We start from the raw sequence: 11,828 nt of genomic DNA, 5'->3' as shown, positions 1-11,828 counted from the left end.
GGTTGCGTCAAAGACGCACGTCCGGGTACACCATGTCCTATTTGTCGTAATTGTTGGCCGTAAGGTCGACGAAGCGTACGCAGGTATGTGTAGGAAGACAATGGGGCCATGGGACGCGGCAAGCTTCGGATCTATCTCGGTGCAGCACCGGGTGTCGGCAAGACCTACGCCATGCTGTCCGAGGCCCACCGCCGCATCGAGCGGGGCACGGACTGCGTGGTGGCCTTCGTCGAGCACCATGGCCGCCCCCGCACCGAGGTGATGCTGCACGGCCTGGAGCATGTACCGCGCAAGGAGCTCACCCACCGGGGCGCGGTCTTCACCGAGATGGACGTGGACGCGGTGCTGCACCGCGCCCCCGCCGTCGCCCTGGTGGACGAACTCGCCCACACCAACATTCCCGGTTCGCGCAACACCAAGCGCTGGCAGGACGTCGAGGAGCTGCTGGCCGCCGGGATCGACGTGGTCTCGACGGTCAACATCCAGCACCTGGAGTCCCTCGGTGACGTCGTGGAGTCCATAACGGGCGTACGACAGCGGGAGACCGTCCCCGACGAGGTGGTGCGCCGTGCGGACCAGATCGAGCTGGTGGACATGTCCCCGCAGGCGCTGCGCCGGCGGATGGCACACGGCAACATCTACACATCGGACAAGGTCGACGCGGCGCTGTCGAACTACTTCCGGCCCGGAAACCTGACCGCCCTGCGGGAACTCGCCCTGCTGTGGGTGGCCGACCGGGTCGACGAGTATCTGAACGAGTACCGCCGGCGACACCGGGTGTCGACGATCTGGGGCTCGCGCGAGCGGATCGTGGTCGGCCTGACCGGCGGCCCCGAGGGGCGGACCCTGATCCGCCGGGCCGCCCGGCTGGCGGAGAAGGGCGCCGGCGGCGAGGTGCTGGCCGTCTACATCTCCCGCAGCGACGGACTCACCTCCGCCTCGCCCAAGGAGCTGGCGGTCCAGCGCACCCTGGTGGAGGATCTCGGCGGAACCTTTCACCATGTCGTAGGCGAAGACATCCCGGCGGCGCTCCTGGACTTCGCACGCGGAGTGAACGCCACCCAGATCGTCCTCGGTTCCTCGCGCCGCAAAGCCTGGCAGTACGTCTTCGGGCCCGGCGTCGGCGCCACGGTCGCCCGTGAGTCCGGGCCCGACCTCGACGTGCACATCGTCACCCACGAGGAGGCCGCCAAGGGGCGCGGCCTGCCGGTGGCCCGGGGCGCACGGCTCGGCCGTACCCGCATCATCGCGGGCTGGCTGGCCGGCATCGTCGGCCCGGTCGTCCTCGCGGTGCTGCTGAACACCGTGGACCTCGGCCTCGCCAACGACATGCTGCTGTTCCTGGCACTGACCGTGGCGGCGGCCCTGCTTGGCGGTCTCTTCCCCGCGCTCGCCTCGGCGGCCTTCGGCTCCCTGCTGCTGAACTACTACTACACGCCCCCGCTGCACCGCCTGACGATCGCCGACCCGAAGAACATCGTCGCCATCGCGATCTTCGTCGGGGTCGCGGTCTCGGTGGCCTCGGTGGTGGACCTGGCCGCCCGGCGCACCCACCAGGCGGCACGGCTGCGCGCCGAGTCGGAGATCCTCTCCTTCCTGGCGGGCAGCGTGCTGCGCGGCGAGACCGGCCTCGAGGAGATCCTGGAACGGGTGCGCGAGACCTTCGGCATGGAGTCGGCGGCCCTGCTGGAGCGGACGAGCGACGTCGACCCCTGGACCTGCGCGGGCAGCGTAGGCCCGGGCACGGCGGTCGAACGGCCCGAGGACGCCGACGTGGACGTGCCGGTGGGCGACCACATGGCGCTGGCGCTGTCCGGGCGCGTCCTGCCCGCCTCCGACCGCCGGGTGCTGGCCGCGTTCGCCGCGCAGGCCGCGGTGGTGCTGGACCGCCAGCGCCTGCAGCAGGAGGCCGAACAGGCCCGCGCGCTGGCCGAGGGCAACCGCATCCGCACCGCCCTGCTGGCCGCCGTGAGCCATGATCTGCGCACCCCGCTCGCGGGCATCAAGGCGTCGGTCACCTCGCTCAGGTCGGACGACGTGGAGTGGTCGGAGGAGGACCGCGCCGAACTGCTGGCGGCGATCGAGGAAGGCGCCGACCGGCTCGACCACCTCGTGGGCAATCTGCTCGACATGTCCCGCCTCCAGACCGGAACCGTCACCCCGCTCATCCGGGCGATCGACCTGGACGAGGTGGTGCCGATGGCGCTCGGCGGGGTGCCCGAGGACAGTGTCGACCTGGACGTCCCGGAGACCCTGCCGATGGTCGCCGTGGACGCCGGACTGCTGGAGCGGACGGTCGCCAACCTGGTCGAGAACGCGGTCAAGTACAGCCCCCTGGGAACGCCCGTGCTGGTCGCCGCGAGCGCCCTCGCCGACCGGGTCGAGGTGCGGGTGGTGGACCAGGGGCCGGGCGTCCCCGACGAGGCGAAGGACCGGATCTTCGAACCCTTCCAGCGCTACGGCGACGCCCCCCGCGGTGCCGGTGTCGGTCTCGGCCTCGCGGTCGCCCGCGGCTTCGCCGAGGCCATGGACGGCACTCTGAACGCCGAGGACACCCCCGGCGGCGGACTCACGATGGTCCTCTCCCTGCGGGGCGTGGGGAGCCCTCAAGGCCCCGCACGCGTCGCCGAACCAGAAAGGCAAACCACATGACCCGGGTGCTCGTGGTCGACGACGAGCCGCAGATCGTGCGCGCCCTCGTGATCAACCTCAAGGCACGCAAGTACGAGGTGGACGCGGCTCCCGACGGCGCGACCGCACTCCAGCTCGCCGCGGCCCGCCACCCCGACGTCATCGTGCTCGACCTCGGACTGCCCGACATGGACGGCGTGGAGGTGATCAAGGGGCTGCGCGGCTGGACCCGGGTCCCGATCCTCGTACTGTCCGCCCGCCACTCCTCGGACGAGAAGGTCGAGGCGCTGGACGCGGGCGCCGACGACTACGTCACCAAGCCCTTCGGCATGGACGAACTGCTGGCCCGCCTGCGCGCCGCCGTCCGCCGGGCCGAGCCGAACGGGTCGGGCGAGGACGACGTGCTGGTCGAGACCGAGGGGTTCACCGTCGACCTGGCCGCGAAGAAGGTCAACCGGGCCGGGAGGGACGTACGCCTCACCCCCACGGAGTGGCATCTGCTGGAGGTGCTCGTCCGCAACACCGGCCGCCTGGTCAGCCAGAAGCAGCTGCTGCAGGAGGTGTGGGGGCCGTCGTACGGCACGGAGACGAACTACCTGCGGGTGTACATGGCCCAGCTGCGACGCAAGCTGGAGGCGGACCCCTCGCACCCGAAGCACTTCATCACCGAGCCCGGGATGGGATACAGATTCGAGAAGTGAGATCCGTGGGCGGGGCAGCGGCATCCGTGCGGAGCTGTCGGAGCACCCCGGTACGCTTTCTGTATGAGCGCTGTCCCTCGTTCCGAAAAGCCGGCGGGTCGTTTCCGGCGGATGATCGACCGGCTTTCCTCGTCGCAGGAGGATCTGGAGTCCGAGGAACTGCGTGAGGACGCCGAGACCGCGGGATGTACGCGCATCGGCGACTGCCACGACCGGCAGATCGTGACGGTTACTGGTACCTTGCGGACGGTCACGCTGCGCCCGCGGGCCGGTGTCCCGGCCCTGGAGGCCGAGCTGTTCGACGGCTCGGCCGCGCTGGACGTGGTCTGGCTCGGCCGGCGTTCCATCGTCGGTATAGAGCCGGGGCGCAAGCTCATCGCCTCGGGCCGGATCTCGATGAGCCGGGGCCGCAGGGTGCTGTTCAACCCCAAGTACGAACTCAGACCGCTCGGACGGGAGTAGCCGGTGACGTCACTCGAGAAGCCGACCGAAGACGCCCAGCACGATTCACGGGCGGCGACCGAGGCCGCGCTGTTCGAGGCGTTCGGCGGGGTGCGCGGCATGGTCGAGACCGTGGTGCCGGGTCTCTTCTTCGTCACCATCTTCACGATCAACAAGAACCTGCACTGGTCGGCGATCACCGCGCTCGCGGTGTCGCTGTTGCTCGTGGTCGTCCGCCTTGCCATGCGGGACACCGTGAAGCACGCCTTCAGCGGTGTGTTCGGTGTCGCCTTCGGCGTGGTCTTCGCGATGATGACCGGCAACGCCAAGGACTTCTATCTGCCCGGCATGCTCTACACGCTGGGCCTGGCACTCGCGTACATCATCACCACGCTCGCCGGAGTACCCCTGATCGGGCTGATCCTCGGCCCGGTCTTCAAGGAGAACCTCTCCTGGCGCACCCGCAACCCGGGTCGCAAGAAGGCCTACACCAAGGCCAGTTGGGCCTGGGGGCTGATCCTGCTCGCCAAGTGCGCGATCCTGTTCCCCCTGTACTGGTGGGCCAACACCGCCCAGCTCGGCTGGGTGCTGATCGCGCTCAAGATCCCGCCGTTCCTGCTCGCCGTCTGGCTCACCTGGGTGTTCCTGGCGAAGGCCCCCGCGCCGATCGACGTGTTCGCGGAGATGGAGGCGGAGGAGAAGGCCGAGGAGGAGCGGAAGGCGGCGGCAGCGGCGGCGCCGACCGCCGACCGGGAGGCCCAGGGCGGCCGCCACCGCCGGGATTCCTAGCGGTTCCCCGGAAAAGAGCCGGGGCGCCCCGGCACGATCGGAGCGCCCCACGGCCACGACGGGCCTAGCCCGCCGAGTCCTCCCGGCGTACCGAGAGCAGATCCTCCAGCTGTCCCTCACGGGCCTGGGCCGCCACGAACAGCAGCTCGTCGCCCGCCTCCAGGGAGTCCTCCTGGGACGGCGTCAGCACCCGGGTGCCGCGGATGATGGTCACCAGCGAGGTGTCCTGAGGCCACTCCACGTCACCGACCTGTGTGCCGGCCAGAGCCGACTCCGGAGGCAGGGTCAGCTCCACCAGGTTCGCGTCGCCGTGGCTGAAGCGGAGCAGGCGGACCAGGTCGCCGACGCTCACCGCCTCCTCCACCAGCGCGGACATCAGACGCGGGGTGGACACGGCCACATCCACGCCCCATGCCTCGTTGAACAGCCACTCGTTCTTCGGGTTGTTCACCCGGGCGACGACGCGCGGAACGCCGTACTCCGTCTTCGCCAGCAGGGACACGACCAGGTTCACCTTGTCGTCGCCCGTCGCGGCGATCACCACGTTGCAGCGCTGCAGCGCCGCCTCGTCCAGGGACGTGATCTCGCAGGCGTCGGCCAGCAGCCACTCCGCCTGCGGTACGCGCTCGACCGAGATCGCGGTGGGCGCCTTGTCGATCAGCAGGACCTCGTGCCCGTTCTCCAGCAGCTCGCCCGCGATCGAGCGACCCACGGCACCGGCACCGGCAATGGCGACCCTCATCAGTGCCCGCCCTCTCCTTCAGGCCCCTTGGCGAACGCCGCCTCGACCTTCTCGACGTCGTGCGTCCGCATCATCACGTGCACCAGATCGCCCTCCTGCAAGACCGTCTGCGAGGTGGGCAGCATGGCCTCGCCCAGCCGGGTGAGGAACGCGACGCGCACCCCGGTCTCCTCCTGGAGCCGGCTGATCTTGTGCCCGACCCAGGCGGGCGAGGCGTGCACCTCGGCGAGCTGGACACCGCCGGTGGGATCCCGCCACAGCGGCTCGGCACCCGAGGGGAGCAGGCGGCGCAGCATCTGGTCGGCCGTCCACCGGACGGTCGCCACGGTGGGGATGCCCAGGCGCTGGTAGACCTCCGCACGGCGGGGGTCGTAGATACGGGCCGCCACGTTCTCGATGCCGAACATCTCGCGGGCCACACGTGCGGCGATGATGTTCGAGTTGTCGCCGCTGGAGACGGCGGCGAAGGCGCCGGCCTCCTCGATGCCCGCCTCGCGCAGGGTGTCCTGGTCGAAGCCCACTCCGGTGACACGGCGGCCGCCGAACCCGGAGCCCAGCCGTCGGAAGGCGGTGGGGTCCTGGTCGATCACCGCGACCGTGTGCCCCTGTTGCTCCAGGGTCTGGGCAAGAGCGGAGCCCACTCTTCCGCAGCCCATGATGACGATGTGCACGACCGTCCTTCCGATGTCAATGGTCATGGCTCAGTCGAAAACCAAGAACAGGGTCTCAGACCGCCGCCCAAGCTACACACGCGCGGTCCGGGTAGGGCACCCCCCGGGCACAGGCGCCGGACGGCATCGTGTGCTCAGCCGCGGACGCCCAGAAGTGTCACGATTCCGAGGCCGACGAGTCGCGTGAGGGCGCCGGGGAACACCGCGAACGCGTACATGGATCCTCCGAAGGTGGCAACGGAACGGGTTTTGCCATAGAGGCACGCAGAACTCGTCACCTGCGGAATCCGCAGCGTGACCCCTCACCGAATTCACTCGTGAGGCAGATCTCCATCAGCGGGTGGGCGCCCCCCGGACCGACCCCTTACGATCCTCTGTTGTGTCCAAACTGACCGACGTGCCCAAACGCATCCTGATCGGGCGCGCACTGCGCAGTGACCGGCTGGGGGAGACCCTCCTGCCCAAGCGCATCGCACTCCCCGTCTTCGCCTCCGACCCGCTCTCCTCCGTGGCGTACGCGCCCGGCGAGGTGCTGCTGGTCCTGTCCATCGCGGGAGTGTCGGCCTACCACTTCAGCCCCTGGATCGCGCTCGCCGTCGTCGTACTGATGTTCACGGTGGTCGCCTCCTACCGGCAGAACGTGCACGCCTACCCCAGCGGGGGCGGCGACTACGAGGTGGCGACCACCAACCTCGGCCCCAAGGCGGGCCTCACCGTCGCCAGCGCCCTGCTCGTCGACTACGTCCTCACGGTCGCGGTGTCGATCTCCTCGGGCATCGAGAACCTCGGCTCCGCGATCCCGTTCGTCGTCGAGCACAAGGTTCTCTGCGCGGTCGTGGTGGTCGTGCTGCTCACGCTGATGAACCTGCGCGGGGTGAAGGAGTCCGGCACGCTCTTCGCGATCCCGACGTATGTTTTCGTCGCGGGCGTCTTCATCATGATCGTGTGGGGCGCATTCCGCGGGCTGGTCCTCGGGGACACCATGCGCGCGCCCACAGCGTCGTACGCGATCAGGGCGGAGCACCAGGGCCTGGCGGGATTCGCGCTCGTCTTCCTGCTGCTGCGCGCGTTCTCCTCCGGCTGTGCCGCGCTCACCGGCGTGGAGGCGATCTCCAACGGCGTCCCGGCGTTCCGCAAGCCCAAGTCGAAGAACGCCGCGACGACGCTCGCGATGATGGGCCTGCTCGCCGTCACCATGTTCTGCGGCATCATCGTGCTGGCCATGACGACCAAGGTCCACATGGCCGAGAACCCGGCCGCCGACCTGCTCCACCACGGCGTCGCACTGGGCTCCGGCTATGTCCAGAACCCGGTGATCTCGCAGGTCGCCGAGGCCGTCTTCGGCAAGGGCAGCTTCCTGTTCATCGTGCTGGCCGCGGCCACCGCGCTGGTGCTGTTCCTCGCCGCGAACACCGCCTACAACGGCTTCCCGCTGCTCGGCTCGATCCTCGCGCAGGACCGCTATCTGCCGCGCCAGCTGCACACCCGCGGCGACCGCCTCGCCTTCTCCAACGGCATCGTGCTGCTCGCTGGCGCGGCCACCATGCTGATCTTCATCTACGGTGCCGACTCGACCCGGCTGATCCAGCTGTACATCGTCGGTGTGTTCGTGTCGTTCACGCTGAGCCAGACGGGCATGGTGCGCCACTGGAACCGGCACCTCGCCACCGAGCAGGACCAGGCCAAGCGCCGCCATATGGTCCGCTCGCGCGCCATCAACGCCTTCGGCGCCTTCTTCACCGGCCTGGTCCTGGTCGTTGTCCTCGTCACGAAGTTCACGCACGGCGCCTGGGTCGCCCTGCTCGGCATGTGCATCTTCTACGCGACGATGACCGCGATCCGCCGCCACTACGACAGGGTGTCCGAGGAACTGGTCGCCCCCGAGGGCCCCAGCGACGACAGCGTCCGCCCCTCGCGTGTCCACTCGGTGGTGCTCATCTCCAAGATCCACCGTCCGACCCTGCGCGCCCTGGCCTACGCCAAGCTGCTGCGCACGGACACCCTGGAAGCGCTCAGCGTCAACGTCGACCCGGCGGAGACGAAGGCCCTCAAGGACGAGTGGGAGCGGCGCGGCATCGACGTACCGCTGAAGATCCTCGACTCGCCGTACCGCGAGATCACGCGACCGGTGATCGAGTACGTGAAGAGCCTGCGCCGTGAGTCCCCGCGTGACGCCGTCTCCGTGATCATCCCGGAGTACGTGGTCGGCCGCTGGTACGAGCATCTGCTGCACAACCAGAGCGCACTGCGGCTCAAGGGCCGGCTGCTGTTCACGCCGGGCGTCATGGTGACCTCGGTGCCGTACCAGTTGCAGTCGTCCGAACTGGCGAAGCAGCGGGCCCGCAGGCGGCAGGACTGGAACGCGCCCGGCGCGGTCCGGCGCGGCCCGGCGGAGCAGCGCCCCAAGGAGTCCTCGCCCTCACAGAGCTGAGGCCCCCCGCACGGCACTCATGGTGAACGGCCGGGCGACAGCCACGTAGACTGGTGGGCTGTCGTCCGGCCGCACCCATTGCGCGCCCGTCCCCCCATCTCTCGTCTGGAGTCGTCCCACCATGCAGGCAGAACCGAAGAAGTCGCTGGTGGGCGTGGAGTACGAGGTCGAGATCGGCCCGGTCGCCCACGGCGGCCACTGCATCGCCCGTACCGAGACCGGCCAGGTCCTCTTCGTCCGGCACGCCCTGCCCGGGGAGCGGGTGGTGGCCCAGGTGACCGAGGGCGAGGAGGGCGCCCGCTTCCTGCGCGCTGACGCGGTGCGGGTGCTGGAGGCGTCGAAGGACCGTGTCGACGCCCCCTGCCCGTACGCGGGCCCCGGCCGCTGCGGCGGCTGTGACTGGCAGCACGCCAAGCCGGGCGCGCAGCGCAGGCTGAAGGGCGAGGTGATCGCCGAGCAGCTGCGGCGGCTCGCGGGCCTGACCCCCGAGGAGGCAGGCTGGGACGGCACGGTGATGCCGGCCGAGGGCGACAAGCTGCCGGTCGGCGAGGTGCCGCAGTGGCGCACCCGGGTCCAGTACGCGGTGGACCCGGCCGGCCGGGCGGGTCTGCGCCGGCACCGCTCGCACGAGGTCGAACCGGTCGACCACTGCATGATCGCCGCCGAGGGCGTCAGCGAGCTGGGCATCGAGAAGCGGGACTGGACGGGCATGGACTCCGTCGAGGCCATCGCGGCGACGGGTTCGCAGGACCGTCAGGTGATCCTGACGCCGAAGCCGGGCGCGCGACTGCCGCTGGTCGAACTGGACAAGCCGGTCTCGGTCCTGCGGGTCGACGAGAAGACGGGGGGCGTGCACCGCGTCCACGGCCGCCCCTTCGTCCGCGAACGCGCCGACGGCCGTACGCACCGCGTCGGCGGCGGCGGCTTCTGGCAGGTCCACCCGAAGGCGGCGGACACCCTCGTGACGGCGGTGATGCAGGGCCTGCTGCCGCGCAAGGGCGAGACCGCGCTCGACCTGTACTGCGGCGTCGGCCTCTTCGCCGGCGCGCTCGCCGACCGGCTCGGCGAGAAGGGCGCGGTGCTCGGCATCGAGTCCGGCAAGCGCGCGGTGGAGGACGCCCGGCACAACCTCGCCGACTTCCCCCGGGTGCGCATCGAACAGGGCAAGGTCGAATCGGTCCTGCCGCGCACCGGCATCACGGAGGTCGACCTGATCGTCCTGGACCCGCCCCGCGCCGGCGCGGGCCGGGAAACGGTGGCCCACCTGTCATCACTGGGCGCACGCCGCATCGCCTACGTGGCCTGCGACCCGGCAGCCCTCGCCCGGGACCTGGCGTACTTCCGGGACGGGGGGTACCGGGTACGGACGCTGCGGGCGTTCGATCTGTTTCCGATGACGTCGCACGTGGAGTGCGTGGCTGTTTTGGAGCCTGCCGCAAAGGGGCTCTGACCTGCTGTTTCCCTGGTTTCCCAGGATCCGGGCCGGTCGCTCGACATGTTTCGGTGGGCGCATGACGTGGAGCAGGTCGCGTGCCGGACGTACGCCCGTGACCTGCGGCTTCGATCAGTAAGGGGAAGGTGGGCGCGTGGTGCTCCCGGTCTTCGCAGGGTCCGCGCCAGGCAGTTCTGACGCTCATGTGACGCTCGCTCTGACGGCGCGTCAGGTTGTGAATGAGGGGGTGGACTGTGCGGTTCGTGCGTCGAGCCGGGCGGCGACAGGACCAGGGCCGGCCACGCTGATTGCCGACTCCTGGCCTCCGAGTGCGGCATCGCCAAGGCGATGCTCTCCGATCAGAGCGCTGACGAGGCCCTTTTCACCGCTTGCCTCCGCTGCCCAGGCGTACTGACGGAACCTGCGCGATGGTGATGGCGGCCAGGCGCGTCGAGAGCAGCACCCCGGCGATGATCGACGCGGCTCCGGCAAGGAACACGGTTCCGGGCGCTCAGTTCCGCTTGGGGCGCTGTGCGGCGACGGCCACGAAAGCGGTAGCGAGCATCCCGGCCAGGCCGCGATCACCTTCTGCGCCGTGAGGCGGAGCTGCCGATGCCCAGAGCGTCGCTCAGCGGTACACCCAGCAGCGCGTTCCCGGGAGGCCGCCGGGGGATGACGGGGTGCGGATGCGTCGGGGCGGTCTGTCGTACCGCCGCCCAGGTGGTGCCGAGTGTGCCCGGCCGGTATCCATCGTGCCCTGCAATCGGCAGAGACCGGGAGAGGAGGAGATCTTCCTCGTCCCTGATGTCCTGCCGTATCAGCGCGAAGGCCCACTGCACCCTTTCCTCCCGCCCGGGATCGCTGGCAGGAAGGCGTTCGATGTCCGCGACGAGATCGTTGAGCTGATGTTCTTCCTCGACCCGGGCCGTCAGTTCCTCGCCGTCCGGGACTGAGGCTCGTACGGCGGGCCACAGCACCGTCTCTTCCGCGAAGGCATGGCTGAAGACCAGCTGCACCGCCTGCTTCAGAACGCGTTCCCGCTGGTGAAGGTCGTCGAGGGTCAGGTACTGATCCGTCAGCCGCCGTTTCCTCGTGCTCACGGCGTTGCCGCAAGATGCTGCTGCTTCCACCGAGCTGATCGACGGTCTGATCCTTGATGGTCTCGATATGGTCGCTCCCGCGCGTGCGCCGGACACGGGCCGTGACGCTTGCCGGCGCCACCCTGATCTCCACGCCCGCCCGCACCATCCCTTGGGGGAGCAGCCCTTACGCTGGGCGCGCCCCCAATGCTTCCCGAAACGTTACGCTTCGGCTGGGTCAATATCTGTGCCCGCGAGCTGAGATTTCAACGGAAGAGGCAGACAGATTCTCTACCGCATTAAGTAGAGTGTGATTCTTCACCGTACACAGGCCGCTGCGGCGTGCTACTGTCGATCTCAGTTGCAGTTGTGGTTCCCAAAACTTCAAGTGCCTTCCGGGCGGCGCCTGTGCCACTGGAAGCACTTTTGTTATCCGGTCTTTTTCCGGGCGGGGTGATCATCGCAGCGACACGGGGTCCGTGCAGTGCGGATCCCGATGCACTGCCCCAAAGGAGAAATGACATGGCTGCTGGTACTGTGAAGTGGTTCAACGCGGAAAAGGGCTTCGGCTTCATCGAGCAGGACGGTGGCGGCGCTGATGTGTTCGCCCACTACTCGAACATTGCCGCCCAGGGCTTCCGCGAGCTGCTGGAGGGCCAGAAGGTGACCTTCGACATCGCGCAGGGCCAGAAGGGCCCGACGGCCGAGAACATCGTTCTCGCCTGACGCTGACTGTCGCGTAGTTGTAGCTGGGGCCCGCGTCCTTCGGGGTGCGGGCCCCAGCTACTCGCATTCTTCCGCAGTGGTTTCGCCTGCGGACGACAACCAGGAAACCCGTAGGCTTACCGCATGCGGGGCATCCTTCAGGGGTACACGCATCCCTTCATAGCGTCATCGCGGCGGACGCCCGA

10 protein-coding genes are annotated in these 11,828 nt (G+C 69.2%); 7 read left to right on the top strand and 3 right to left on the bottom strand.

The genetic code is table 11. The features are described 5' to 3' along the window. The first annotated feature begins 108 nt into the window (after positions 1–108). From AB0L95_RS03115 to AB0L95_RS03100, 4 genes are all read left to right on the top strand, one after another. Positions 109–2,652 (top strand): ATP-binding protein, encoded by a 2,544-nt coding sequence (locus AB0L95_RS03115; protein ID WP_365155937.1) that lies wholly within the window; start codon positions 109–111, stop codon positions 2,650–2,652. After that, the gene (locus AB0L95_RS03110) at positions 2,649–3,332 is read left to right on the top strand and encodes a response regulator (protein WP_365155934.1); all 684 of its coding nucleotides are present in this window, start codon (positions 2,649–2,651) and stop codon (positions 3,330–3,332) included. The genes AB0L95_RS03115 and AB0L95_RS03110 overlap by 4 nt, the downstream gene beginning before the upstream one ends. Positions 3,333–3,395: 63 nt before the next feature. Next, on the top strand, positions 3,396–3,794 hold the full coding sequence (locus AB0L95_RS03105) for an OB-fold nucleic acid binding domain-containing protein (protein ID WP_365155931.1): 399 nt from the start codon (positions 3,396–3,398) through the stop codon (positions 3,792–3,794). Positions 3,795–3,797: 3 nt separating this feature from the next. Next, positions 3,798–4,562, top strand: coding sequence for a DUF3159 domain-containing protein (locus AB0L95_RS03100; RefSeq protein WP_365155928.1), 765 nt, complete (start codon positions 3,798–3,800; stop codon positions 4,560–4,562). 64 nt (positions 4,563–4,626) lie between these two features. Here the strand turns inward: AB0L95_RS03100 and AB0L95_RS03095 are convergent, their stop codons facing one another. Together AB0L95_RS03095 and AB0L95_RS03090 are read right to left on the bottom strand one after the other, a co-directional pair. Beyond that, positions 4,627–5,304, bottom strand: coding sequence for a TrkA family potassium uptake protein (locus AB0L95_RS03095; RefSeq protein ID WP_365155925.1), 678 nt, complete (start codon positions 5,302–5,304; stop codon positions 4,627–4,629). After that, entirely contained in the window at positions 5,304–5,975 is a 672-nt protein-coding gene (locus tag AB0L95_RS03090) for a TrkA family potassium uptake protein (RefSeq protein ID WP_365156501.1), read from the bottom strand. Before AB0L95_RS03090 ends, AB0L95_RS03095 begins: the two co-directional genes overlap by 1 nt. Before the next feature lie 379 nt (positions 5,976–6,354). Here AB0L95_RS03090 and AB0L95_RS03085 point away from each other — a divergent pair, with 379 nt between their 5' ends. Then, positions 6,355–8,406 carry an APC family permease gene (locus AB0L95_RS03085; protein ID WP_365155922.1) on the top strand — a complete coding sequence of 684 codons (2,052 nt, stop codon included), beginning with the start codon at positions 6,355–6,357 and terminating at the stop codon, positions 8,404–8,406. A gap of 121 nt (positions 8,407–8,527) precedes the next feature. Then, the gene (locus tag AB0L95_RS03080; protein ID WP_365155919.1) at positions 8,528–9,856 is read left to right on the top strand and encodes a TRAM domain-containing protein; all 1,329 of its coding nucleotides are present in this window, start codon (positions 8,528–8,530) and stop codon (positions 9,854–9,856) included. Between the two features lie 563 nt (positions 9,857–10,419). Here the strand turns inward: AB0L95_RS03080 and AB0L95_RS03075 are convergent. Then, entirely contained in the window at positions 10,420–10,938 is a 519-nt protein-coding gene (locus AB0L95_RS03075) for a hemerythrin domain-containing protein (protein WP_365155916.1), read from the bottom strand. Between the two features lie 501 nt (positions 10,939–11,439). On the opposite strand from AB0L95_RS03075, the gene AB0L95_RS03070 reads away from it, so the two are divergent. Then, the gene (locus AB0L95_RS03070; RefSeq protein ID WP_014145516.1) at positions 11,440–11,643 is read left to right on the top strand and encodes a cold-shock protein; all 204 of its coding nucleotides are present in this window, start codon (positions 11,440–11,442) and stop codon (positions 11,641–11,643) included. Positions 11,644–11,828: the final 185 nt, after the last annotated feature.

Source organism: Streptomyces sp. NPDC052036 (assembly GCF_040680495.1).
In the GTDB taxonomy this organism is placed as follows: domain Bacteria; phylum Actinomycetota; class Actinomycetes; order Streptomycetales; family Streptomycetaceae; genus Streptomyces.
The sequence above is the reverse complement of the archived record's forward strand: the minus strand, read 5'-3'. Positions and strand labels throughout refer to the sequence as shown.